Consider the following 22,108-nt stretch of genomic DNA (forward strand, 5'->3'; position numbering starts at 1 on the left):
ATTTGATGGTGACAGGATAGTCCAGCTATCGCGCAATAGTCTTGCGATCATCGCGTGATTTTGGCAGTGTTTGGCATATCATGCCAATTTAGAGGCCAGAAAACATACAAAATGCCAGAAGCGCTGGATGCCGTCGACCGTCGCATATTGAAAGCATTGCAGCGCAATGGGCGCATGTCCAATGTCGAATTGGCGAACGAGGTCGGCCTTTCGCCTTCGCCCTGCTTGCGACGGGTGAAGCTCCTCGAGGACACGGGCGTCATCGATCAATATGTCGCCGTGCTCGATGGCTCGAAACTCGGGCTTGGCCTCACGGTCTTTGCTCGCATCTGGTTCAAGACCCAGGACGCGGAAACAACCAACCAGTTCGCCGAAACGGTCCGGAAATATCCCGAAGTTGCCGAATGCTATCTGACGACTGGGGAGTGCGACGCCATCATGCGTATCGTGACCACCGACCTTCATGCCTACTGGCGCTTTCAGTCGGACCATCTGATGCGCATCCCAAGCGTGCAAAGCGTCAAGACGGACGTGCCGATGGAAACGATCAAGCGCAGTTTCGAGCTGCCGGTTTAGTGGGTTGTTGGCCCGATTGGTTTAGTGCAAGTGTCGGCAGAGCTTTCGAGATACGCCATGCCCGCCTTCATCCCCGATCCTGCCGTCATTCTCGCTTTCGCGTTGGCAACCATCATCCTGGCGATTACGCCGGGGCCGGACATGGCGCTCCAGCTGAGCCGCGCCATCAATTATGGTCGTGTTCATGGGGTTGCAGCCATGTTTGGCGCGATGGCCGGCATTCTGGTGCACACAACGCTTGTCGCGTTCGGTGTTTCTGTTCTGATTATTGCCGCGCCACCGCTGTTTCTGGCTCTCAAGATCATCGGCGCGCTTTATCTGCTCTGGCTTGCCTATGGCGCCATCGTTCATGGCGGCGGTTTGCGGATTGCCGAGGCGGCGAAGAAGCCGCCGACCGTGCGGCAGAGCTTTGCGACCGGTATCGGCATCAACCTTCTCAATCCAAAGGTCGTGCTGTTCTTCGTAACCTTTCTGCCGCAGTTCGTCGAAGCGCATGATCCCAACGCGACGCAGAAACTGTTTTTCCTCGGCTTCGAGTTCGTGCTGCTGTCCATTCCCCTCGGCCTTGTAACGGTATTGGCGGCCGATTGGCTGGCGGCAGCATTCAAGCGCAGCAAATGGGTGGAGCGGGCTTTGAACTGGAGTTTTGCGGCGATCTTTACAGCCTTCGCAGCGACGATCCTCACAGCTCAGGCGCGTCACGGATGAACTACCGTCACGTCTTTCACGCCGGTAATTTTGCCGATGTGGTCAAGCACACAATCCTCGTGCGCATCCTCACCTATTTGATGCGCAAGGATGCCCCGTTCCGCGTCATCGATACCCATGCCGGCGTCGGCCTTTATGATTTGAAGGGCGAGGCCGCAGGAAAAACGGGGGAGTGGGTCGACGGCATCGGACGCCTCTTCGATCGGAATCTTTCCGCAGCAGCAAGAGACCTCCTCGCGCCCTATCTCGATGCGGTGCAAGCGCAGAACCCTGACGGCGGGCTGCGGCTTTATCCCGGCTCGCCGCTCATTACGCGGAATATGCTGCGCTCTCAGGATCGGTTGATGGCGCTCGAGCTCCACCCGACCGACGTCGAAGCGTTGCGAGAAAATTTTGCCGGCGATTTCCAGGTGCGCGTCACGCACATCGATGGCTGGCAAGCATTGGGAACGCATTTGCCCCCCAAGGAAAAGCGCGGGCTGGTGCTCATCGATCCGCCCTTTGAAGAGCGCAACGAATTCGAGCGCATGGTACAAAGCCTTATCAAAGCGCACAAACGCTGGCCGGGTGGGCTCTATGCGCTTTGGTATCCCATCAAGGATCCAGAAGACGTGGCCGACTTCATCGACATGCTTGAAGAAACCGGCATACGCAAGATCCTGCGGCTCGAGCTGAAAATCCGTGCGCCTTCGCTTCCGCCGCGGCTGCATGGCACGGGCATGATCGTCGTCAATCCGCCCTTCGTGCTCGAAGAAGAAATGCGCACGCTGCTGCCCATATTGGCCGAAGTGCTGAGCGATGGCACTAGAAGCCAATGGTCGATCGATTGGGTCGCCGGTGAATAGCGGTCAAACTGCCGCAGGAACGATGGCTGAGACGCGGCGTTTATCGCCATCTTCGATTGGAGCCGCACCAATGGACGTCATCCGCATCATCCTGTCGGTCATCATCCCGCCCGTCGGTGTGTTCCTGCAGGTTGGCCTCGGCCTACAGTTCTGGCTCAATATCCTGCTTACTTTGCTCGGATATTTTCCCGGGTTGATCCATGCTGTCTGGGTGATCCTGCGCAAGTAGCTCAGTCGCGCGGCTTGCGGCTGGCGCGGCGCTCCTTGGTCATGCGGGTCGGCGCGTGAAAGCCAGGGCGCTTGGTGCGCACCCAATCGACAAAGGCAGCTATCTCCGGATCGGCCTTGAGGCTTTCAACATCGGCTAGGCGCTTGGCTAGTTCGGTTTCGGAAAAGCGCGCGTGAATGGCGCTGTGGCAGATCTGGTGGAGTCGCACCGTTCCCTTATGAGTGCCACCCTTGAGGCGCGGCGTTAGGTGGTGGCGGCTCGATTTGGCATCGGGCGGTATGGGTCGATCGCAGAGCGGACAAACAGGTGGGGCGCGCCTGGCGGCCGCGGCTTCGACTGCCGCTATCGCTTCCTCGATGCGCCGCGCCGATGGCTTCATCAGACCCCTGCTAGAGCGTCACGATCCTTCTTGGAAAGACGTTCGCTTTCGCTTTTCAACTGGCCGCAGGCAGCAAAGATATCCCGGCCGCGCGGCGTGCGAACGGGCGAGGCATAGCCGGCGCGGTTGACGATATCGGCGAATTTTTCGATCCGGCTCGAAGGCGAGGTACCATAGTTCGAGCCCGGCCAGGGGTTGAATGGGATCAGGTTGATCTTGGCCGGAATGCCTGCGAGCAGGCGCACCAGCTCGCGCGCTTCGGCGTCGGAATCGTTAATGCCGTCGAGCATCACATATTCGAAAGTGATTCGGCGGGCATTGGAGAGGCCGGGGTAATTGCGGCAGGCCTCGAGCAATTCCTTGAGCGGCCACTTCTTGTTTATCGGTACCAGAACGTCGCGCAGATCGTCGCGGACGGCGTGGAGCGAGATGGCGAGCATGACGTCGATTTCGCTGCCGGTGCGCTCGATATAGGGCACGACGCCCGAGGTCGAGAGCGTGATGCGGCGCTTGCTGATCGACATGCCGTCGCCGGCCGAAGCGATGAGCAGGGCCTGCTTGACGTTGTCGAAATTATAGAGAGGCTCTCCCATGCCCATCATCACGATATTGGTGATGGCGCGCGATTCCCCACCCGGCACGAGGCCGCCGTCATCGGGGCGCGAACCGCCGGGAAAATCGCCAAGTCGTTCGCGCGCCATAAGGATCTGCCCCAGGATTTCGCCTGCGGTCAGGTTGCGGACGAGCTTTTGCGTGCCGGTGTGGCAGAAGGAACAGGTCAGCGTACAACCCACTTGGGACGAAACGCAAAGTGTCCCGCGGTCGGATTCGGGGATATAGACGGTCTCGACCTCGACGGCCGGAAAATTGGGGTTCTGCGGGTCGCGGAACCGGAATAGCCACTTTCGCGTGCCATCGATCGAGACTTGCTCGGAAACGATTTCCGGACGGTCGAGAATGAAAGTGTCGGCCAGCTTCTGGCGGACGGGCTTGGCCACATTTGTCATGCGGTCGAAGTCGGTGACGCCGTTGACATAAAGCCAGTTCCAGAGCTGGCTGGCGCGCATGCGGCCTTCCTTTTCTCCCACGACTTCGTTGCCGATCAGCGCGTCAGCAAGCTGAGCCTTCGAAAGGCCGATAAGCGACGGCCGCGCCGCCGCCTGGGGGCGGATGGCAGTCGAATGGTCAAGGTTCAGCGCGATGCTCATGGCGGCTCGAAAGCTCAGGGATGCGGGAAAACACCGCGGCCAATAGCATATGGGGACGCAAAACACAAAGTCACGGCCGCGGGAGGCGGAGTTGCGGTGAATGCGGGTAAAGCTGATCAGCTAGAACCGAAGGCTCAGCACTCGGCGCCGATGGCCTGCTGGGCGGCCGTCGCACCGGACAGCGAATAGTTCTGGATGACCTGCGCGCCCGAGGCATTGGTGCCAATGACAGTGAGAGCCGAGCCCGCGCGGATGGCGGCTGCCAGCGCAGCGGATTGACCGGCGTCGTCGAGCCAGGCGGCATCACCCTGGGTAAAGAGCGGAAAATTCTGGCCGCCGACGGTGACGGTCGCCACCGAACCGGTCTGGAAGGTGTAGCCGGCAACGACGTTGAATTCGTTGGCGACATTTTCCCCCGGCCGGTTGGAAATATAGAGGTAGGCCTCGCCGCCCGTCGCCGGCTCGCTGGTCTTGGGCTTGGTCATGGCAAAACAGATCGTGCCCGAACCATCATCGGCAGCATAGCTCGACCAATCCCGGAAATCGCCCAGCACCCGCGCGGACTGGGCAGATGCCGGAATTGCCGTGGCTAGCACGAGGGCGACGGCGATAGCGGAAGTGTTGCCAAGGGTCATGGGGAAGGCTCGCAACGTTGATCGGGCACGGGGCAGGAGCCCGCGCCCTTTATGGTCCAAACATGAAGATCGGGCAAAGCCCAAATCACTTACAGGCGGTGTCGATCGCGTTCATCGCGGCCGTGGCGCCAGAAAGCGAATAGGTATCCACGGTGTTGGTTCCGCGCTGCGACGTACCGCGCACAACCATCTGGCTTCCCGCCTTGAAGGCAGCGACGAAACCGGATTCATCGCCGGTCGAGGCGAGCCATGCGGCCGAACCTTCGGTGACCATCGGATAGGATTTTCCGTCGACCGCAGCGCTGGCATTGGCATTGGTCGGATTGAACGGATAGCCGATCAGCGTTTGCACCTCGTTCTTGGTGCCCAGGCCTTTGCGATGGATAATCATGAAGTGGATCGGATCGCGATTGGCGCCAGCCGGTTCGGATTTGGTCGGCGTCGCCGAAATATAGCAAATCTGCCCGCTGGCATCGGTTGCTTGCCAGGCGGTCCAGGAATTGAACGTACCCAGTTCCGTGGCTTGCTGCGCCTGGGCGGCCGTCGCAAAAGTCACGAGAGCTGATACCGCGAGCCCAAACAGGAGGCCACCGGTCTTTGTCGTCATTGCCAATCTTCCTCTTTTAGCTGCCAGTCCGCGGGGGATGCATCCGCCCAGCATGCCGCAAACATGGTTACCAAGCTGTCAAAACGGGTTCGTCTTGCGCAGCCTTTGCGTCAAATGCTCGGCAAAGGCGGCGGCAATTTGGCATTGCTGCGGCACTGGTCTTCGCTTTGACGCGAGAGGGTTAAAACTGCGCTAACACTTATGTGACGTGCTCAAGCGGCAAGGGGATAGCTTTGTTCGACGACATAGGGCCCGCCGCCGACCAAATCCCGGCTTGAAAAGAGCACGAATCGCGAAACCGAAAAGCTCATTGGCTCGAAACGTCCGGCTTCGGCAATGAAGCGGGCCACGTCCATCGCCGTCGTGCCTCTAAGCCTTGCAAGTGTCACGTGCGGCACGAATTTTCGGCCCTCGGCCGGAAGGCCGGCGCGCTGCAGCATCCGTTCATGGGCCGACTGCAGGCGACTGAGCGCTTCGCTCGGCTCGACCCCGGCATAAAGGGCGCGAGGCTTGTCGCCACCGAAAGTGCCGAGGTGCGTCAACCGGATCGGAAAGCGCAGGCTCTCGCTCAAATAATCGAGATTATCCGCAACATCATTTGCCGTGGCATTATCGACATCGCCGATGAAGCGCAGGGTGATGTGGTAGTTTTCCGGCTCGATCCAGCGCGCTCCATTGAGGCCGCCACGTTTCATGGACAGCAAAAAACCAATGTCCGACGGGATTTCGAGGCCGGTAAAGAGCCGGGGCATGGCAGTCCTCCCAGGCAGGAGCGGCGGAAACTTGACGCCAAGCCTAGCACATCGAAGCGGATCGGCTAGTCCAGATGTCGCAGCCGGGCCTTTTGCCTTGTAAATCATGGGGGCCGACTCCATATTTACCGGCAAGTGGCAAAAGCCAATTGCCCCCGGCGGTGTTAAGGACCGCATTTTTCCAAGGGAAAGGGAAATGAGAATGGCTGAATATGACCGTCAGACCCTCGGTGCGCGGGCCGGCTCGGCCTTGGCCATCGACGAGGGCCTTCGCAGCTACATGCTGCGCGTTTACAATTACATGGGCCTCGGCCTTGTGATCACTGGCCTAGTAGCCTGGTTCGCCGCGGCTGCTGCTGTTACCAATGATCCGGCCAATGCCGTCGGGCAGCTCGAAAACGGCGCCTATGTCACCCAGTGGGGTGCGCTGCTTTATGGTAGCCCGCTTGCCTGGGTTATCATGCTTGCTCCTCTTGCTTTTGTGCTCGTTCTGAGCTTCGGGATCAACAAGCTTTCGACCGCAGCCGCTCAGGGCGTCTTCTGGGCCTTCGCGGCCGTGATGGGCCTGTCGCTGTCGTCGATCTTCATGGTCTATACCGACGCTTCGATCGCGAAGGTGTTCTTCATCACCGCCGCGACTTTCGGCGCGATGAGCCTTTACGGTTACACCACCAAGCGCGACCTGACCGGCATGGGCAACTTCCTGATGATGGGTCTGATCGGCCTCGTCATCGCCTCGATCGTGAACATCTTCTTCTACAACGGGATGCTCGAATTCATCATCTCGATCGTCGGCGTGCTGATCTTTACCGGTCTGACGGCCTATGACACCCAGAAGATCAAGGAAAGCTATTCGGAATCCTATGGTGCCGACGTTCTGACCAAGAACGCCGTCATGGGTGCCCTCTCGCTCTACCTCGACTTCATCAACCTGTTCATGATGCTCCTCCGCCTCTTCGGCAACCGCGAGTAATCAGCAGGTTCCTTGATCGGGCGATCAAGGAAAATGGTTGGACGAAAAATCGGACCGCAGCTTACAAAGGCTGCGGTCCTTTTCTTTGCGTGCCACCATGTCCGATTTTTCTCTGCGCCCTTTCCGCTGGTCCGACGTTCCGGCCATCACCACGATCTACCGGCACTATGTCGATCATACCGCAATCACCTTTGACACCGAGGCCCCGGGCGAAGAGGCGATCGCCGAAAAATATGCGGGTCTTTTGAAGCTCGGTCATCCGGTGATCATCGCCGAGCGGGCGGGACAGGTTCTGGGCTATGCCTATGCGAGCTTTTATCGACCGCGGGCGGCCTATCGGTTCACCTGCGAGGATTCGATCTATCTCGATCCCGCAGAGACCGGAAAGGGGCTGGGAAAAGCCCTGCTTACCGAGCTTCTCGCTCAGTCTAAAGCGCATGGATTCAAGCAGATGCTGGCGGTGATCACCGCCGACACCGCCAATTCCATTGCCATCCACGAAAAATTCGGCTTCGAACGCGTGGGCTATTATAGGTCCGTCGGTCTCAAATTCGACCGCTGGCACGACATCGTGCATCTGCAGAAGGCGCTTTAGGGAGATGCAAAGCCCTTTTGAATTGGACCAAGTCCCGCGGCAGCCCCTCACCACCCGGCTCGTCCGGGTGGTCCACATGGCGACAAGATGGATTGCCCGGACAAGCCGGGCGATGACGGCGGATTCAGAATTAAAGGGTGCTTGTCTCAGTGCCGCTCAAGGCGGCTAGCCTGACTTGGTCAGCAGTTTCCGCATCGGATAGCCGCTGACGGTGCGGCCGGTAGCTTGGGGGCCATTCTCAAGCCAGCCTGCGCTCCGATAGAAGTGTCTCGCGGTTTCGGTGGCTTCGAGATAGTCTTCTTCAAGTCCAAGGAGCAGAAGTTCCGGCTCAAGCCGATGAACCAGCGCCTTGCTGACGCCGCGGAAGCGCGCTTGGGGGGCGACGTAATTGAGACCGATCTTACCGCTGGTGTCGATGGCGCCGACGGCGGCGATCTCATCGTCAAGTTGCGACGAAAACACATAGGTCTGGATTTGCCAGAAGCTTGGCGACGCCTGCCTTGGATTTGTTGGCTGTCCAGGCACCTATACCCCCTTGCTCGTTCCGGTGATCGACCCCGCAGAGTTCGGTGATCGAAGCGATAAGGACGCGACTCATCATTGGCACATCAGCCTGAATAGCGAGGCGAATGCGGAGGTTCACCCCACCACGGCGAGATCGGGATCGAGCACGCGCAAAACCTGCGCCAGGTCGTGGCCGCGCTTCAGGATGCGGCCCTGCTGGTTAGTTACCATGTACTGACCCTGCTTGGCGCGCAGCTTCGGGTTTTTCTCGACCACAAAGAGTGGGCGCTCGGAAACACGCGCATAGATGGAAAACAGAGCCCGGTCTTTAAGGAAATCCATGGCGTAATCGCGCCATTCGCCGGCGCCGACCTTGCGGCCATAGACCGAAAGGATCTGCATCAGCTCGCGCCGGTCGAAGGCAACGATCGGCTGGACGGGGCGGGATGGCTGGCTTGCTGGTTCACCCACGTGGACGAGGGCGAGATTTGCCGCGGATTGATCAGGCTGACGACCCTGCACGGGACCTCCGGGGGAGTTGTGTCATCTCACAGTCATGTTGGCACAATCCGCAGCCATGGCAAGGGGTTCAAAAAATCCCATTTCGGCCACGTTTCTTCCCTCAAGGTGCCCCATTGGCCCGGCATCTTTTCACCATTGCCTCCAGCGATTGGCAACCGGACTGACCGAGCCCCCAAACCACGACGTCCGGTTGCCAGTCTCCTATCTGACCTCCAAGTCAGTCGCGCCTGCTCCAAGCCCTCGGAGCGGGCGCCTTTTTTTTGATCAGGGTTCGTAGGCGGCAGCGGCAAGGATAGCGCCCGGCAGGCCATTACGCTCCTGCTGGACAAGCACGGCAAAGCCGGTATTGCCGTCACCAAGCATTTCAGTGATCGGCAGCTTGACCTCGGCGCCGTTGGCGCTTTCCCACATGCCCAGGATCTGCCGGCCCGTGACGACCTGGGTATAGACCATCGACTTGCCGGCATTTTCCCCGCTTTCGATCTGCACGTCGGCCCGGTTGACATAGGTGACGAGCGAAATCACGGCGTCCGACAGATCGGGATTGGCCGGGACGGAAATCTTGAGCATGTCGTTGTGAAGGCTGATATCCATGGTCAGCGGCAGGGCGGCGCGATCGAGTGCGGCCTGCACTTCGTTGCGGCGCGACCCGACCACGGCCTTGGCGCCATTGACGACCATTTGCGGCGTATAGATGCGCGAAGATCCCCAGCTCTTGGCATAGGCGCGCTGCCGGTCGGAATAGGCTTCCTGTGCAAACGTGTCTTTCCAGCCGACATAGTCCCAATAATCAACATGGTAGGCGAGCGCGACGACGTCGTTTTGTTCGGCAAGGCTGGTGAGGAGAGCGTCAGCGGGGGGGCATGACGAGCAGCCCTGGCTTGTAAAGAGTTCAACCACGGCCTTGGGGGCAATGTGCAGCGTCTCCGCCATAGCGGAGCCGGAAAAGACGACATGGGCTGCTAGGGCCAGGAGAAGGCCTGAGAGTGGTCGAGCGATCATGGGCAAGGTTGTAGGCTGAGGCTAAGCGGCCTGCCTAGTCAAAACCGGGTGAGACCGACGAGATTCTCGCTTCAAACGAAAATGGCGGCCCGGAGGCCACCATCTGAAAGCTGTGTCGCGGTAGGATTTTACGCTGCGACCAGGCTGCGCAGCACATAGTGCAGGATGCCGCCATTCTTGAAGTAGTCGAGTTCGTTGGCCGTATCGATCCGGCAGCGCGTCTCGACATTAAGCACCGAGCCATCGGCGCGGGTGATCTTGACCATGACCATGGCGCGCGGCTCGATGGTTTCGACGCCGGCGATATCGATGGTTTCGGTGCCATCAAGGCCGAGGGTCTGCCAGCTTTCGCCGTCCTTGAACTGCAGCGGGATGACGCCCATGCCGACAAGGTTCGAGCGGTGGATACGTTCAAAGCTCTGGGCGATGACCGCCTTGACGCCAAGAAGGTTGGTACCCTTGGCAGCCCAGTCACGCGAGGAGCCGGTGCCGTATTCCTTGCCCGCGAAGATCACCAGCGGCGTGTTCTGCGCCTGATAGGCCATGGCTGCGTCGTAGATCGGCATCTGCGAGCCATCCGGCCCGAGGGTGTAACCACCTTCCACGCCATCGAGCATCATGTTCTTGATGCGGATATTGGCAAAGGTGCCGCGCATCATGACTTCGTGGTTGCCGCGACGGGCACCGTAGGAGTTGAAATCCTTGGGCGCAACCTGGCGCTCCATGAGGTACTTTCCTGCCGGAGTGCCCGACTTGAACGAACCGGCCGGGGAAATGTGGTCGGTGGTGATCGAGTCAAGGAAGAGCGCCAGCACGCGGGCCGAGACCACGTCGGTGACGGGCTTCGGTTCCATGGTCAGGTCTTCGAAGTATGGCGGGTTCTGCACATAGGTCGAGGAGCCGTTCCAGCCATAGGTTTCGCTGCCTTCGACAGCGATGCCCTGCCAATGCTCGTCGCCCTTGAAGACGTCCGAATAGCGCTTGCGGAACATGTCGGCATTAACGTGCTGGCGGACGATCTCGGCGATCTCGTGGTTCGAGGGCCAGATATCCTTGAGATAGACCGGCTGGCCGTTCGAGCCGGTGCCGAGCGGTTCGGTCGTAATATCGACATTGAGCGTGCCGAGGAGCGCATAGGCAACGACCAGCGGCGGGGACGCGAGGTAGTTGGCGCGCACGTCGGGGTTCACGCGGCCCTCAAAGTTGCGGTTGCCCGAGAGGACCGACGCGGCAACGAGCTTGTTCTCGTTGATCGTGTCGGAAATCGGCTGCGGCAGGGGACCGGAATTACCGATGCAGGTGGTGCAGCCATAACCGACGAGGTTGAAGCCGATGGCGTCGAGATCGGCCTGGAGGCCGGCAGCGGTCAGGTAATCGGTGACGACCTGCGAGCCGGGCGCCAGCGAAGTCTTGACCCATGGCTTGGAATTGAGGCCGAGGGCGCGCGCCTTGCGAGCAACGAGACCGGCAGCGACGAGAACCGAGGGGTTCGACGTGTTGGTGCACGAGGTGATGGCGGCGATGACGACCGAGCCGTCGCCGACTTCGAAATCTTCGCCCTTGACCGGGAATTTTGCGCCCGGAGCGACATCGCCACGGCCGGCAGCGAGATCCGGCAGCGCCTTGGCGAAAGACGGGGTGACATCCTTGAGCGCGACGCGATCCTGTGGACGCTTCGGGCCGGAAAGGGAGGGAACGACCGTCGAGAGGTCGAGTTCGAGGGTCGAGGTGAAGACCGGGTCCGGCGTGTCCGTCGTGCGGAACATGCCCTGGGCCTTGGAATAGGCTTCGACGAGCGCGACACGATCGGCATCGCGACCGGTGGTCGAGAGGAATTTCAGCGTATCGGCATCGACCGGGAAATAGCCGCAGGTCGCGCCATATTCGGGCGCCATATTGGCGATGGTCGCCTGGTCTTCGAGGCTGAGATAATCAAGGCCAGGACCATAGAACTCGACGAACTTGCCGACGACGCCCTTCTTGCGCAGCATTTCGGTGACCGTCAGCACGAGGTCGGTCGCGGTGATGCCTTCATTGATCTTGCCGGTCAGCTTGAAGCCGACGACTTCGGGGATCAGCATGGTGATCGGCTGGCCGAGCATGGCGGCTTCAGCTTCGATACCGCCGACGCCCCAACCGAGAACGGCCATGCCGTTGACCATGGTCGTGTGCGAGTCGGTGCCGACGAGCGTGTCGGGATAAGCGACGGTTTCGCCGTCTTCGTCCTTGGTCCAGACGGTCTGGGCCAGATATTCGAGGTTCACCTGGTGGCAGATACCTGTACCGGGCGGGACCACGCGGAAATTGTCGAAGGCCGACTGGCCCCAGCGCAGGAACTCATAGCGCTCGCCATTTCGCTCATATTCGAGCTCGACATTCTGCTCGAAGGCGAGCGGAGTGCCAAAATTGTCGACCATGACGGAGTGGTCGATGACGAGATCGACTGGCACGAGCGGATTGATCTTCTGCGGATTGGCGCCGAGCTTGGCGGTCGCGTCGCGCATGGCGGCGAGATCGACGACGGCGGGAACGCCTGTAAAGTCCTGCATTAGGACGCGGGCCGGGCGATACTGGATTTCGTATTCGGACGTGCGGCTGACGAGCCATTCGGCGATGGCGAGGATATCTTCCTTCTTCACCGTCCGGTTGTCTTCAAAGCGGAGCAGGTTTTCGAGGACCACCTTCATCGAGCCCGGAAGCTTGGAAACGCCCTTGAGACCGTTCTTTTCTGCTTCAGCGATGGAATAATAAGTGTAGGTCTTACCACCGACCGTCAGGGTCGACTTGGATTTGAAGCTGTCTAGTGAGGCCACTTGCTCCGCCCTTTGCTGCTGGAACGTGCCGTCCGGCTGCAATGGGGGCCGCCGGTTCTCGCCGCTCTTTGCTGGAATGACTCTAATCTCGTCGGCTTATAGTCAATCAGAAAACCGCTTGCCAGTCTTGCCTTTGCTTCAATACGAGATGGGGCCATGACGCAACGGCAAGTCCAAACCTCACTCTGCCTTAAGACTTTCGCGCTGAGCGTGGGTCGCGGCGATGCCGTTCTCGCCAGCGGCATCGCGCTTTCGGTGGCGGCTGGGTCAGGCCTCATCCTGCGAGGAGCTAATGGCTCGGGAAAATCGACGCTGCTGCTGACCCTTGCTGGGCTCCTCGAACCCCTGGCCGGTACTGTGTCGCTGGAAGGCCATGACGCGGACGATGCTCCCGCCTTTCACTATTGCGGCCATCGCAACGCTGTGCGGCCGCGGCTGACGGTCAGCGAGACCCTGGCGTTCTGGTGTGATCTTAACGGGTCACCCGCCATTCCGTTGGCCGAAGCACTCGACCGGGTAGGATTGAGCCGGCAGGCCAGTCTTGACGCCGCCTATCTTTCGGCCGGGCAACAGCGTCGGTTGGCGCTGGCGCGGCTTCTTGTCTCGGCTCGCCCCGTCTGGCTCCTCGATGAACCGAGCTCCGCGCTCGACAGCGAGGGGCAGGGACTGCTGGCGGCGCTCATTTCCACTCATCTTAACGAAGGCGGCATCGCGGTGATTGCCAGCCACGACGCAATTGCCGTCGATGGGCTCGATGTCCTTACCCTCGGTGCCGTGACATGAGCGGGTTCGGCGCTGTGCTTGGTCGCGAAATCCGCCTCAGTCTCCGTGGCGGCGGAGAAATGCTGACGCTGGTACTGTTTTTCATCATCGTCGGGGCCATCGTGCCTTTCGCCGTCGGTCCGGACAAAGACCTGCTCCAACGCATCGCCCCTGGCGTCGTCTGGATTGCCGCCTTTCTTGCCATGCTGCTCGGGCTCGAAAAGCTCTTCGGCCCCGATCGTGCCGACGGCACGTTGGCGCTCTATCGTCTCGCCGATCTGCCCCTCTCTGCCGTCGTTGCCGCAAAAGTGATCGCGCATTGGCTGACGGCCGCGCTGCCGTTGATCCTTGCTTCGCCCATCCTTGCGCTGCTCCTAGCGATGGATCTCGCAGCCTTCTGGCGAACGCTGTTCTCGCTTCTCCTCGGAACGCCGGCTCTGGCAGGCTTTGGAGCGATCGGCGCGGCCTTGACCGTGGCGACACGCCGCGGCGGGTTGCTCGCACCCATCCTGATCGCGCCGCTTTGCGTACCCGTCCTGATCTTCGGCGTCGGCGCCATTGCCCCGGTGGGCGGACCGGAACAGGCACAGGCGGCACTACTCTTTCTGGCAGCGCTAAGCCTCACCGTCCTCGCCCTTTCTCCTTTTGCCGCTGCCCTTGCGATAGACTGGGGCGAGGACTAGAACCGTGCCGTCTCCCAAACCCCGTCCGAGCATGAGCATCGAAACTGCCCCAAAAATGAGCTGGTGGAACCGGCTGGCCCATCCGGGTCAGTTCGTCCAATGGACGCGCCCTCTCGTCCTGCCGCTGGCGCTTGCCACAGCTGTCCTCTTTGTTGCCGGGCTCTGGTTCGCCTTCTTCAACTCGCCGGCCGACTATCAGATGGGCGATACCGTGCGCATCATGTACGTGCATGTGCCGACAGCGTGGCTCAGCCAGTTCGTCTACGCCACGATGGCCGTTTCGGCACTCGGCACGCTCATCTGGCGCCATCCGATGGCCGACGTTTCGATGAAAGCCGCGGCCCCGCTTGGCGCTGTTTTTACCGCCATGGCGCTCTTTACCGGATCGCTCTGGGGCCGCCCGACCTGGGGCACGTTCTGGGAATGGGACGGGCGCATGACCTCGACGCTGGTCCTCCTCTTCATCTATCTCGGCATTGTCGCGCTCTGGCGGGCTTTTGACGATCAGTTGCGCGCTGCGCGCGTGGTTGCGGTCTTCACCCTTGTCGGCGCCATCAACATCCCGATCATCAAATTCTCGGTCGATTGGTGGTCGACGCTGCATCAGCCGGCGAGCGTCTTCCGACCCGATGGTCCGACCATGCCGGGTTCGATCCTGACGCCGCTCTTCGTGATGTTCTTTGCATTCACGCTGCTTTTCATCACGCTGCAACTGATTGCCATGCATACCGAAGTGCGCCGCCGACGCATCACCACGCTCGAGCGCCGCGCGGCGCGGGAAGGCGCGAAATGATCGGGCTGGGCGAACATGCCGAATTCATAATCGCAGCCTATGTAGGGGTCTTTTCCGGCCTTGTGGTTCTGATCGGCTGGACCATCTATGCAGCGCGGCGCAGCCAACAAAGGCTCAAAGAACTCGGCGACACGCGCTCGGATGCGGCCGACCAATGAAAAAGCTGCTCTTTGCCGTGCCGCTTTTGCTTTTGGTGGGGCTCGTCTCGATCTTTGCGCTGACCATCAACCGCGACCCGAGCCTTGTGCGTTCGGTCTTGATCGACAAACCGGCGCCGCAGTTCTCGATGGCCCCCGTCGAGGGGCTCGACCTGCCGGGGTTCGATACGGCCGCGCTCAAGGGTGCGCCGACCGTGGTCAATGTCTTTGCTTCCTGGTGCATCCCCTGCCGCGACGAACATCCGCTTCTCGAAGCCCTCAAGGCCGAGACGGGGGTCAGGCTTTTCGGCATCAATCACTCCGATGCGCCGGAAAATGCGCGGGCTTTTCTCGCCGAACTCGGCAATCCCTATGATGCCATAGGAGCCGATCGCGACAGGCGCGTCTCCATCGATTGGGGCGTTTACGGCGTGCCCGAGACCTTCATCGTCGATGCGCGCGGCACCATCGTCTTCAAGCATGTCGGGCCGCTCACCGCCGAGGCAATCAGAGACGAAGTGCTCCCGGCGCTTGAAAAGGCGCGGCTATAGAACGGAGCTGGGCTTCCTATGAGATCATAGAAAGCCCGGCCAATGCTATTTCGCCAGGGCGGCGAGCACGTGCACCCACGAGCGGATACCGCGATGGAAGCTTTCGAGATCGTATTTCTCGTTGGGGCTGTGGATTTGGTCGTCCACATGGGCAAAGCCGATCAGAAGCGTATCGAGCCCGAGGATCGACTTGAAGTCGCCCGCGACCGGGATCGAACCGCCCGAGCCGGTGATGACGGCCTGCTTGCCCCATTCGGCTGAAAGACCATCGAGCGCCTTGCGGAGGAATTCGCCATCAGAGGGGACAGTGATGGCGGGCGAACCGCCATGGGGGATGAACTCGACCTGGCAATCAGCGGGAATCATTTCTTCGACATGGGCACGGAAAGCGGCACGGATCTTTTTGGGATCCATGCCAGAGACCAGACGGAAGGAAATCTTGGCCGACGCCTTGGACGGAATGACAGTTTTAAAACCGTCGCCGGTATAGCCGCCGACCATGCCGTTGATTTCGCAGGTCGGGCGGGACCAGAGCATTTCGAGGACGGAGCGGCTCTGTTCGCCTGCCGGCAAGGAGAGACCAGCTTCACCAAGGAAAGCTTTCTCGTCAAAGCCAAGGCTCTGCCACTGAGCCTTCAGTTCGGGTGAGATTTCGGCGACGTCATCGTAAAAGCCTTTTAGTGTCACCGATCCGTCGGGCGCGCGCAGGCTGGCGATGATTTCGGCCAAGACCTGGTTGGGGTTGCGCGCGGCATTGCCGAACATGCCCGAATGGAGGTCCTTATTTGCGGCGGTGATGACGATCTCGTCGGCGACGAGGCCGCGCAGCATTGTGGTAATCGATGGCGTCTGGCGGTCCCACATGTCGGTATCGCAAACAAGGGCGATGTCGGCCTTCAGCTCCTCGACATTCTCGCGCATGAAAGGCGGAAGGTTCTTTCCTCCGGATTCTTCCTCGCCTTCAAGCATCAGCGAAACACGCAGCGGCAGGCTTCCGGTCGCTGACTTCCAGGCGCGGCAGGCTTCGATGAAGGTCAGCATCTGGCCCTTATCGTCCGACGCGCCGCGGGCAACGATGATCTTGCGGCCGGCAGCGTCTTCTTTGATCTGCGGATCGAACGGATCGGAATGCCAGAGGTTGAGCGGATCGACAGGCTGCACGTCGTAGTGAGCATAAAAGAGCACATGAGGGCCGGCCTGCGCCGGGCCGTGGGCGACAACGACCGGATGACCGGGGGTCGGACGCGCACTTGCATCAAAGCCGAGGCCATTAAGTTCGCCGGCGATCCAATCGGCTGCCTTCTGGCATTCGGCAGCATAGGCCGGATCGGTCGAGATCGACTTGATGCGCAGCAGCGAGAAAAGCCGCTCGAGGCTTTGGTCGAGCCCGGCATCGACCTGGGCGAGTACGGCTTCGAGTTGGGCTTGATCGGTCATGGTGGTCCTGCAGCGAATTCGGAAACGGAGAGCGCGCACCATGGCGAGAGCCTGCCGCTCTGTCCAGCCTCGGGCGATCGCCAATATTGTCATACTTATTCGAACGTGCTTAGGTCGCACCGAATAGGCAGGGAGCCACATATCATGGACCGATCCGGCGGCAAGGCGCGCCATTCCGGCGACCTTATTGCTGCCCTGTCGGGTCGCAATCTGGCGCGAAACCTCCATTCGGACGTGCTCTGGGAAATGGGCTTTGCCATTGTCTCGGGCCAGTACGCAGAAAACGCCATCCTGCCGCCGGATACCGAACTACTCGATCGCTTTCGCGTGTCGCGCACGGTGTTGCGGGAGGCGCTCAAGACTTTGGCGGCAAAAGGGCTGATCGAAGCCCGGGCGCGGATCGGCACGCGCGTCTTGCCGCGCAACCGGTGGAATCTGTTCGACGCCGATGTGCTTGCCTGGCATTTCGAGCTCGGGCCGGAAGTAAGCTTTCTCCAGAGCCTTGCCGAGGTGCGGATCGGCATCGAGATCGAGGGGGCAGCGCTTGCGGCCCAGCGGCGCACCGAGGCGCAGGCGGAGCTGCTGCTCGCAGCGGTCGATCGCATGGAGGCTGCACGGACTCCAGAGGAGTTTGCCCGGCATGACCTCGAATTTCACAAGGTCGTCGCCGATGCCTCGGGCAATCCATTCATGGCCTCAATCAGCGCCCTTGTGGAAATGGCTCTGACGGCAGCCTTTACCATTTCGTCGCCGGTCAATGAGCCCGAAGCTCTCAGCCAGACGGTTGCCGTGCATCGCAATATCGCCCAGGCGATCGTCGAGAAGAGCTCGGACGGTGCGCGGGAGGCAATGCGCGTTGCCATCGCCGAGGGTTTTGCCCGCGCGGCGGGGCGGATGGAAAAGGCTTAGGTCCTCTTCCGCTAGAGCGAAATTGCGAGCTTTCCGGTAAGCGTGCGGTGAAAGATCATCCCGCCGTCGGTCAGGGCCTGGGTCAGGCGCTCTGCCGTGCGCCGGCGCGCTACTTCGATAACCGGCGCCGACGCTTCCTCGATCCGCATGATGGTCGAAGCCGAAACGCCGGATTGCTCAGCGAGGACGGGGATGGTCCACCCGAGGAGGTTGCGGGCGGCGCGCAGGAGCGGGCCATTGAGCAGTTCCTCACTGGCGGCCGCCTCCGGCTCGAGCCCGCCGTGACCGGGTTGGATGAGGGTCGACAGGCCCAGCCATTCAATGGGGTCGCCCGCATCGTTGAGCACCGGCTGCCGCACCGAGCGCATCGGCACATAGTGACCTGGCGTAGTTTCGATCCGCACTTCGCTGATCCTGGCGCCGCCGCGTTCAAGATTTGCCAAGACAGCCGCCTGATCGTCGGGATGAACGGCGGCAAACCAGCTTTCGAAGGTGAATAGCGGGGTGGGCGGCAGGTTGATATTGTCCGACTGCTTGGCACGCTCGACGATCCGGCCATCAAGCGAACTGAACCAGGCAAGGTCGACATCGAGCTGATCGAAGACGGCGCGAAGCCGCTGGCGCATGAGCGTCAGGCTCTTGTGGAGGCTTTCCTCCTCGGTGCGATCGATTACGCAGATGATCCAGCCGACCGGACGACGATCGTCGCCGAAAAAACGCTCGAACCGCATTTCAAGGCGACGTATGGTTCCATCCTTACGGAGTAGCCTGAGGTCGCGCCGCCTGGGCAGGGTGTCGCGCATGAGCATATGGAAGCTCTCGACAAGGCTCGCCCGGTCTTCCGGATGGGTTCGCTGCTCGATGAACTCGATGCCGATCGATTGCCCGACCTGGTCGAGCGTTCCAGCCAGCACATGCATGCCATCGGAGGCATGCACCCGGCCATCGGCAAAGGACAGCGTGCAAAAGCCGACGCCCGCCATGGTCTCGAGGGCGCGGAGCAGCTGAGCATAATTGGGAAGAGGCGTGCCGCCCTCGCTGAGCGGCATTGCCCTAGGCACTTGTCCCGGCATTGCTGACCCCCCGGTAAGCAAGATGACGCGCGCGTAAAACTTGTGGCTAGCAGTAGACAATAGGTCCATGGCCGGTCAAGCGCCGAACGCTTTTGCCCCCGACCGACTTGACCCGGAACCTGCTTTGGCCCAAAGACCCAAGGCAAAGCGAGGTTTCGTGATGGAAAAATTCACCACATTGACGGGTGTCGCAGCGCCCCTGCCGATCATCAATATCGACACCGATATGATCATCCCCAAGCAGTACCTCAAGACGATCAAGCGCACCGGGCTCGGCGTCGCGCTGTTTTCCGAGATGCGCTATAACGAGGACGGCTCGGAAAATCCCGATTTCGTTCTCAACAAACCAGCTTATCGCCATGCCAAGATCGTCATTGCCGGCGACAATTTTGGTTGCGGTTCTTCGCGCGAGCACGCTCCCTGGGCATTGGCCGATTTCGGCATCCGCTGCGTGATTTCGACCAGCTTTGCCGATATTTTTTACAACAACTGCTTCAAGAACGGCATCCTGCCGCTCATTGTCTCGCCCGAGCAGCTCAAGCTCCTGCTTGACGATGCAGAGCGCGGCTCGAATGCGACCCTGACCATCGACCTCGAAGCCCAGACCATCCAAGGCCCGGATGGCGGCACGCTGCATTTCGATATCGACCCGGCACGCAAGCATATTTTGCTTGAAGGGCTGGACGATATTGCCGGCACGCTGAAGTCTGATCCCGCCATTTCCTCGTTCGAGGGCAAGATGGCCGCTGAGCGTCCCTGGCTCTAAGCGCCATGGCGGAGATCGTCTTCGAGGCTGAGCCGCATCCCGATACGCGGGCGGCCATTCTCGATGGCCTTCTCGCCTATAATGCTGCAAAGACCGAGGGCCGCTTCGGTGCTCCAAGAACCATTGCGCTGGCGCTGAAAGACCCGGAAACCGGGGCTAGCGTGGGTGGGCTCACGGCGCGCGTCAGCTATAGCCGGATGTTCGTCGAGCTGCTCTTCATTCCCGAGCATCTGCGAGGCAAGGGCCTTGGCGAAAAGCTGATGGCAGAAGCCGAGAAAGTCGCAAAAGATCTTGGTTGTATCGGTATTTGGCTCGATACGTTTTCGTTTCAGGCGCCGGGGTTTTACAAGAAAATCGGCTACCAAGAGTTTGGCGCCATTTCCGACTATCCGCCCGGCTTTTCCCGGCATTTCTTTCACAAACCTCTGAGTTGAACCATGGTCCAGCGCGTTTCTACCGGCTCTCCTTTTGAAGCCACTTTCGGGTATTCTCGCGCCGTGCGGCACGAGGATACGGTTTATGTTTCGGGCACGACGGGCTATGATTATTCGGTCATGAAGATGCCCGAAACCGTTGGCGAACAAGCGAAAAATGCGCTGGCGACGATCGACAAGGCGCTCAAGGAAGCCGGCTCTTCGATCGAGGATACGGTGCGGGTCGTCTACTATCTCGGCGATCGGTCTTATGTCGACGAAGTCGTTGCGGCCGTCGGTCCAGTGTTCAAAGATATCCGCCCCGCCGCCTCGATGCTCATCGTCCAGATGATCGAAGAAGGCATGAAGATCGAGATCGAAGTGACGGCTCGTATCGGTGCGGCAACCAGCCACGCTTAAGGTATCGCTTCGGTAGCATTCCGTTACCATTGAGCAGCGCTTTCGCCCGAAAGCGCTGTTTTGCTTTGTGCCCTTGCGCAAAAAGCCAAAATAAAGCTATGTGCCGGCCAAGGTGTACCCACCAGTACGGCGAGGAGTTTTCCAAAAAATGGCCACCCATTCCCTGTTTCTTCTGCCGGGCGACGGCATCGGCACCGAGATCATGGTCGAGGTCGAAAAGATCATCGCCTGGTCCAATGCCGAAGGCCTGACGGACTTCGCCATCGATACCGGCCTTGCTGGTGGCTGCGCATATGACGCGCATGGCGAAGCCATTTCCGAAGACGACATGGCCAAGGCGCTCAAGGCCGATGCCGTGATCTTCGGTGCCGTGGGTGGCCCTAAGTGGGACAATGTTCCCTATGACAAGCGCCCGGAAGCCGCACTCTTGCGTCTGCGCAAGGATCTTGGACTTTTCGCCAACCTCCGTCCCGCCATCTGCTATCCCGCACTTGCCGATGCCTCCGCGCTCAAGCGCGAACTGGTCGAAGGCCTAGATATCCTGATCGTGCGCGAACTGACCGGTGGCGTCTATTTCGGCGAGCCCAAGGAAATCACCGATCTCGGCAATGGCCAGAAGCGCGGCGTCGATACGCAGGTTTATGAAACCTACGAAATCGACCGCATCGCCCGCGTCGCCTTCGATCTCGCCCGCACCCGCGGCAACAAGATCCACTCGGCCGATAAGAAGAACGTCATGAAGTCGGGCGTGCTTTGGGACGAAGTGGTCCGCACCGTCGCCAAGGATTATTCAGACGTCGCGTTCAACCATATCCTGGCTGACAACTGCGCCATGCAGCTGGTGCGCAATCCAAAGCAGTTCGACGTCATCGTCACCGATAACCTGTTTGGCGATATTCTTTCGGACGTCGCCGCCATGCTGACCGGTTCGCTCGGCATGCTGCCGTCCGCAGCGCTGGGTGCGCCAGATGCCGTCACCGGCAAGCGCAAGGCCATGTATGAGCCCGTTCATGGCTCGGCGCCCGACATTGCCGGCAAGGGCATTGCCAACCCGATCGCCATGATCGCCTCGCACGCCATGGCGCTGCGCTACTCGTTCGGCATGATCGAATTGGCCGACAAGGTCGAAGGCGCCATCGCCAGCGTTTTGGCGGACGGCCTGCGCTGCGCGGACATTGCCCAGGACAACCGCAAGACGGTTGGCACGGAAGAAATGGGCGCGGCGATCTTGGCTAAGTTGAAGGCGTAGCCCTCGCTCCTCCGTCATCGTCACCACCCGGCTCGTCCCGGTGGTCCATCTCTCCTCCGCATGGATTGCCGGGACAAGCCCGGCAATGACGATGGCTAGAGATTGCAGCTCAAATAAAAAGCCCCGGCCTTTCGACCGGGGCTTTCGCATTCAGTGGGCCAAAAGCCCAAAAAATTATTCGGCCGAACCTTCGGCGGCAGCGGCGGCCTTGGCGGCCTTTTCTTCGGCGCGTTCCTTGGCCTTGGCGCCGGGTTCGCCCTTGTTCGGGTTGTTGCGGGCATCGCGCTTGGCAAGGCCGGCAGCGTCGAGGAAGCGCAGGACGCGGTCGGTCGGCTGGGCGCCAACGCCAACCCAGTGCTGGGCGCGTTCGGTGTTGAGCACGACGCGGTTTTCAGCGTCCTTGGCGAGCAGCGGGTTGAAGGTGCCGATCTTTTCGATGAAACGGCCATCGCGCGGGCTACGGGCGTCGGCGATGACGATGTGGTAGAACGGGCGCTTCTTGGTGCCGGCGCGAGCCAGACGGATCTTCAGGGACATTGCTTAATTCCTAAGGCTGTCAGTTGAAAG

Annotated in this window: 28 protein-coding genes; 16 read left to right on the plus strand and 12 right to left on the minus strand. The window is 60.5% G+C overall.

What is annotated here, in order from left to right:
* Positions 1-111 precede the first annotated feature (111 nt).
* From VW35_RS10310 to VW35_RS21000, 4 genes are all read left to right on the plus strand, one after another.
* Entirely contained in the window at positions 112-576 is a 465-nt protein-coding gene (locus VW35_RS10310) for an Lrp/AsnC family transcriptional regulator (RefSeq protein ID WP_046142944.1), read from the plus strand.
* 57 nt (positions 577-633) lie between these two features.
* Positions 634-1,284, plus strand: a complete 651-nt coding sequence (locus VW35_RS10315) for a LysE family translocator (protein WP_046142945.1) — start codon at positions 634-636, stop codon at positions 1,282-1,284.
* Positions 1,281-2,129: a 23S rRNA (adenine(2030)-N(6))-methyltransferase RlmJ gene (locus VW35_RS10320; RefSeq protein ID WP_046142946.1), complete on the plus strand. Its 849-nt coding sequence runs from the start codon at positions 1,281-1,283 to the stop codon at positions 2,127-2,129. Before VW35_RS10315 ends, VW35_RS10320 begins: the two co-directional genes overlap by 4 nt.
* Positions 2,130-2,199: 70 nt before the next feature.
* On the plus strand, positions 2,200-2,358 hold the full coding sequence (locus tag VW35_RS21000) for a YqaE/Pmp3 family membrane protein (RefSeq protein WP_046142947.1): 159 nt from the start codon (positions 2,200-2,202) through the stop codon (positions 2,356-2,358).
* Between the two features lies 1 nt (position 2,359).
* Here VW35_RS21000 and VW35_RS10330 read toward each other — a convergent pair whose 3' ends face one another.
* The 5 genes from VW35_RS10330 to thpR all read right to left on the minus strand — a co-directional run bounded on the left by VW35_RS10330 (position 2,360) and on the right by thpR (position 5,939).
* Positions 2,360-2,737, minus strand: a complete 378-nt coding sequence (locus tag VW35_RS10330; RefSeq protein WP_152662549.1) for an HNH endonuclease family protein — start codon at positions 2,735-2,737, stop codon at positions 2,360-2,362.
* A complete protein-coding gene (gene rlmN / locus VW35_RS10335; RefSeq protein ID WP_152662550.1) occupies positions 2,737-3,945 on the minus strand; it encodes a dual-specificity RNA methyltransferase RlmN in 1,209 nt (402 codons plus the stop codon). Before rlmN ends, VW35_RS10330 begins: the two co-directional genes overlap by 1 nt.
* Positions 3,946-4,079: 134 nt before the next feature.
* Positions 4,080-4,580 carry an invasion associated locus B family protein gene (locus VW35_RS10340; protein ID WP_046142948.1) on the minus strand — a complete coding sequence of 167 codons (501 nt, stop codon included), beginning with the start codon at positions 4,578-4,580 and terminating at the stop codon, positions 4,080-4,082.
* A gap of 85 nt (positions 4,581-4,665) precedes the next feature.
* Positions 4,666-5,187, minus strand: coding sequence for an invasion associated locus B family protein (locus VW35_RS20585; RefSeq protein ID WP_052951641.1), 522 nt, complete (start codon positions 5,185-5,187; stop codon positions 4,666-4,668).
* 212 nt (positions 5,188-5,399) lie between these two features.
* Positions 5,400-5,939, minus strand: a complete 540-nt coding sequence (gene thpR / locus VW35_RS10350; RefSeq protein ID WP_046142949.1) for an RNA 2',3'-cyclic phosphodiesterase — start codon at positions 5,937-5,939, stop codon at positions 5,400-5,402.
* A gap of 202 nt (positions 5,940-6,141) precedes the next feature.
* Here thpR and VW35_RS10355 point away from each other — a divergent pair, with 202 nt between their 5' ends.
* Together VW35_RS10355 and VW35_RS10360 are read left to right on the plus strand one after the other, a co-directional pair.
* A complete protein-coding gene (locus VW35_RS10355; RefSeq protein ID WP_046142950.1) occupies positions 6,142-6,912 on the plus strand; it encodes a Bax inhibitor-1/YccA family protein in 771 nt (256 codons plus the stop codon).
* 97 nt (positions 6,913-7,009) lie between these two features.
* Entirely contained in the window at positions 7,010-7,507 is a 498-nt protein-coding gene (locus VW35_RS10360; protein WP_046142951.1) for a GNAT family N-acetyltransferase, read from the plus strand.
* 165 nt (positions 7,508-7,672) lie between these two features.
* Here the strand turns inward: VW35_RS10360 and VW35_RS10365 are convergent, their stop codons facing one another.
* The 4 genes from VW35_RS10365 to acnA form a co-directional block, all read right to left on the minus strand.
* Positions 7,673-8,032: a GNAT family N-acetyltransferase gene (locus VW35_RS10365; protein WP_083982641.1), complete on the minus strand. Its 360-nt coding sequence runs from the start codon at positions 8,030-8,032 to the stop codon at positions 7,673-7,675.
* A gap of 114 nt (positions 8,033-8,146) precedes the next feature.
* Positions 8,147-8,533, minus strand: a complete 387-nt coding sequence (locus VW35_RS10370) for a DUF2794 domain-containing protein (protein ID WP_083982643.1) — start codon at positions 8,531-8,533, stop codon at positions 8,147-8,149.
* A gap of 264 nt (positions 8,534-8,797) precedes the next feature.
* The gene (locus VW35_RS10375; protein ID WP_046142952.1) at positions 8,798-9,535 is read right to left on the minus strand and encodes a DUF1223 domain-containing protein; all 738 of its coding nucleotides are present in this window, start codon (positions 9,533-9,535) and stop codon (positions 8,798-8,800) included.
* Between the two features lie 128 nt (positions 9,536-9,663).
* Positions 9,664-12,348, minus strand: a complete 2,685-nt coding sequence (acnA, locus tag VW35_RS10380) for an aconitate hydratase AcnA (RefSeq protein WP_046142953.1) — start codon at positions 12,346-12,348, stop codon at positions 9,664-9,666.
* Between the two features lie 156 nt (positions 12,349-12,504).
* On the opposite strand from acnA, the gene ccmA reads away from it, so the two are divergent.
* Genes ccmA through VW35_RS10400 form a run of 5 tightly spaced genes read left to right on the plus strand, consistent with a single transcriptional unit; the run spans position 12,505 to position 15,274 of the window.
* Positions 12,505-13,131 (plus strand): heme ABC exporter ATP-binding protein CcmA, encoded by a 627-nt coding sequence (ccmA, locus tag VW35_RS10385; protein ID WP_046142954.1) that lies wholly within the window; start codon positions 12,505-12,507, stop codon positions 13,129-13,131.
* Complete coding sequence (ccmB, locus tag VW35_RS10390) at positions 13,128-13,793, plus strand: heme exporter protein CcmB (protein WP_046142955.1); 666 nt, start codon at positions 13,128-13,130, stop codon at positions 13,791-13,793. Before ccmA ends, ccmB begins: the two co-directional genes overlap by 4 nt.
* A 31-nt stretch (positions 13,794-13,824) precedes the next feature.
* Positions 13,825-14,586, plus strand: coding sequence for a heme ABC transporter permease (locus tag VW35_RS10395; RefSeq protein ID WP_046142956.1), 762 nt, complete (start codon positions 13,825-13,827; stop codon positions 14,584-14,586).
* Positions 14,583-14,744, plus strand: coding sequence for a heme exporter protein CcmD (locus VW35_RS21325; protein ID WP_152662551.1), 162 nt, complete (start codon positions 14,583-14,585; stop codon positions 14,742-14,744). The genes VW35_RS10395 and VW35_RS21325 overlap by 4 nt, the downstream gene beginning before the upstream one ends.
* Positions 14,741-15,274: a DsbE family thiol:disulfide interchange protein gene (locus tag VW35_RS10400; protein WP_046142957.1), complete on the plus strand. Its 534-nt coding sequence runs from the start codon at positions 14,741-14,743 to the stop codon at positions 15,272-15,274. Before VW35_RS21325 ends, VW35_RS10400 begins: the two co-directional genes overlap by 4 nt.
* A 45-nt stretch (positions 15,275-15,319) precedes the next feature.
* Here the strand turns inward: VW35_RS10400 and VW35_RS10405 are convergent, their stop codons facing one another.
* Positions 15,320-16,711 carry a M20/M25/M40 family metallo-hydrolase gene (locus VW35_RS10405; RefSeq protein WP_046142958.1) on the minus strand — a complete coding sequence of 464 codons (1,392 nt, stop codon included), beginning with the start codon at positions 16,709-16,711 and terminating at the stop codon, positions 15,320-15,322.
* Positions 16,712-16,855: 144 nt separating this feature from the next.
* On the opposite strand from VW35_RS10405, the gene VW35_RS10410 reads away from it, so the two are divergent.
* The gene (locus tag VW35_RS10410; protein ID WP_046142959.1) at positions 16,856-17,620 is read left to right on the plus strand and encodes a FadR/GntR family transcriptional regulator; all 765 of its coding nucleotides are present in this window, start codon (positions 16,856-16,858) and stop codon (positions 17,618-17,620) included.
* 11 nt (positions 17,621-17,631) lie between these two features.
* Here the strand turns inward: VW35_RS10410 and VW35_RS10415 are convergent, their stop codons facing one another.
* On the minus strand, positions 17,632-18,669 hold the full coding sequence (locus tag VW35_RS10415) for a PAS domain-containing protein (protein WP_046142960.1): 1,038 nt from the start codon (positions 18,667-18,669) through the stop codon (positions 17,632-17,634).
* A gap of 184 nt (positions 18,670-18,853) precedes the next feature.
* Here VW35_RS10415 and leuD point away from each other — a divergent pair, with 184 nt between their 5' ends.
* The 4 genes from leuD to leuB all read left to right on the plus strand — a co-directional run bounded on the left by leuD (position 18,854) and on the right by leuB (position 21,541).
* Positions 18,854-19,459, plus strand: coding sequence for a 3-isopropylmalate dehydratase small subunit (leuD, locus tag VW35_RS10420; protein WP_046142961.1), 606 nt, complete (start codon positions 18,854-18,856; stop codon positions 19,457-19,459).
* A 5-nt stretch (positions 19,460-19,464) separates the two neighbouring features.
* Positions 19,465-19,893: a GNAT family N-acetyltransferase gene (locus VW35_RS10425; RefSeq protein ID WP_046142962.1), complete on the plus strand. Its 429-nt coding sequence runs from the start codon at positions 19,465-19,467 to the stop codon at positions 19,891-19,893.
* A gap of 3 nt (positions 19,894-19,896) precedes the next feature.
* Positions 19,897-20,292, plus strand: a complete 396-nt coding sequence (locus tag VW35_RS10430; RefSeq protein WP_046142963.1) for a RidA family protein — start codon at positions 19,897-19,899, stop codon at positions 20,290-20,292.
* A gap of 148 nt (positions 20,293-20,440) precedes the next feature.
* The gene (gene leuB, locus VW35_RS10435) at positions 20,441-21,541 is read left to right on the plus strand and encodes a 3-isopropylmalate dehydrogenase (protein ID WP_046142964.1); all 1,101 of its coding nucleotides are present in this window, start codon (positions 20,441-20,443) and stop codon (positions 21,539-21,541) included.
* Positions 21,542-21,715: 174 nt separating this feature from the next.
* On the opposite strand, the gene rpsP is transcribed toward leuB, so the two are convergent.
* Positions 21,716-22,078: a 30S ribosomal protein S16 gene (gene rpsP, locus VW35_RS10440; protein ID WP_046142965.1), complete on the minus strand. Its 363-nt coding sequence runs from the start codon at positions 22,076-22,078 to the stop codon at positions 21,716-21,718.
* Between the last annotated feature and the right edge of the window lie 30 nt (positions 22,079-22,108).

Source organism: Devosia soli (genome assembly GCF_000970455.1).
Classification (GTDB): Bacteria; Pseudomonadota; Alphaproteobacteria; order Rhizobiales; family Devosiaceae; genus Devosia; species Devosia soli.

Coding starts and splice junctions, on each gene's coding strand:
- rlmN (WP_152662550.1), bottom strand. CDS start 3,945: ATGAGCATCGCGCTGAACCTTGACCATTCGACTGCCATCCGCCCCCAG.
- leuD (WP_046142961.1), top strand. CDS start 18,854: ATGGAAAAATTCACCACATTGACGGGTGTCGCAGCGCCCCTGCCGATC.
- ccmA (WP_046142954.1), top strand. CDS start 12,505: ATGACGCAACGGCAAGTCCAAACCTCACTCTGCCTTAAGACTTTCGCG.
- VW35_RS10425 (WP_046142962.1), top strand. CDS start 19,465: ATGGCGGAGATCGTCTTCGAGGCTGAGCCGCATCCCGATACGCGGGCG.
- VW35_RS21000 (WP_046142947.1), top strand. CDS start 2,200: ATGGACGTCATCCGCATCATCCTGTCGGTCATCATCCCGCCCGTCGGT.
- VW35_RS10400 (WP_046142957.1), top strand. CDS start 14,741: ATGAAAAAGCTGCTCTTTGCCGTGCCGCTTTTGCTTTTGGTGGGGCTC.
- VW35_RS20585 (WP_052951641.1), bottom strand. CDS start 5,187: ATGACGACAAAGACCGGTGGCCTCCTGTTTGGGCTCGCGGTATCAGCT.
- VW35_RS10340 (WP_046142948.1), bottom strand. CDS start 4,580: ATGACCCTTGGCAACACTTCCGCTATCGCCGTCGCCCTCGTGCTAGCC.
- rpsP (WP_046142965.1), bottom strand. CDS start 22,078: ATGTCCCTGAAGATCCGTCTGGCTCGCGCCGGCACCAAGAAGCGCCCG.
- VW35_RS10360 (WP_046142951.1), top strand. CDS start 7,010: ATGTCCGATTTTTCTCTGCGCCCTTTCCGCTGGTCCGACGTTCCGGCC.
- VW35_RS10375 (WP_046142952.1), bottom strand. CDS start 9,535: ATGATCGCTCGACCACTCTCAGGCCTTCTCCTGGCCCTAGCAGCCCAT.
- thpR (WP_046142949.1), bottom strand. CDS start 5,939: ATGCCCCGGCTCTTTACCGGCCTCGAAATCCCGTCGGACATTGGTTTT.
- VW35_RS10395 (WP_046142956.1), top strand. CDS start 13,825: ATGAGCATCGAAACTGCCCCAAAAATGAGCTGGTGGAACCGGCTGGCC.
- VW35_RS10355 (WP_046142950.1), top strand. CDS start 6,142: ATGGCTGAATATGACCGTCAGACCCTCGGTGCGCGGGCCGGCTCGGCC.
- VW35_RS10410 (WP_046142959.1), top strand. CDS start 16,856: ATGGACCGATCCGGCGGCAAGGCGCGCCATTCCGGCGACCTTATTGCT.
- ccmB (WP_046142955.1), top strand. CDS start 13,128: ATGAGCGGGTTCGGCGCTGTGCTTGGTCGCGAAATCCGCCTCAGTCTC.
- VW35_RS10310 (WP_046142944.1), top strand. CDS start 112: ATGCCAGAAGCGCTGGATGCCGTCGACCGTCGCATATTGAAAGCATTG.
- leuB (WP_046142964.1), top strand. CDS start 20,441: ATGGCCACCCATTCCCTGTTTCTTCTGCCGGGCGACGGCATCGGCACC.
- VW35_RS10415 (WP_046142960.1), bottom strand. CDS start 18,669: ATGCCGCTCAGCGAGGGCGGCACGCCTCTTCCCAATTATGCTCAGCTG.
- VW35_RS10405 (WP_046142958.1), bottom strand. CDS start 16,711: ATGACCGATCAAGCCCAACTCGAAGCCGTACTCGCCCAGGTCGATGCC.
- VW35_RS10430 (WP_046142963.1), top strand. CDS start 19,897: ATGGTCCAGCGCGTTTCTACCGGCTCTCCTTTTGAAGCCACTTTCGGG.
- VW35_RS10330 (WP_152662549.1), bottom strand. CDS start 2,737: ATGAAGCCATCGGCGCGGCGCATCGAGGAAGCGATAGCGGCAGTCGAA.
- VW35_RS10320 (WP_046142946.1), top strand. CDS start 1,281: ATGAACTACCGTCACGTCTTTCACGCCGGTAATTTTGCCGATGTGGTC.
- VW35_RS10315 (WP_046142945.1), top strand. CDS start 634: ATGCCCGCCTTCATCCCCGATCCTGCCGTCATTCTCGCTTTCGCGTTG.
- VW35_RS21325 (WP_152662551.1), top strand. CDS start 14,583: ATGATCGGGCTGGGCGAACATGCCGAATTCATAATCGCAGCCTATGTA.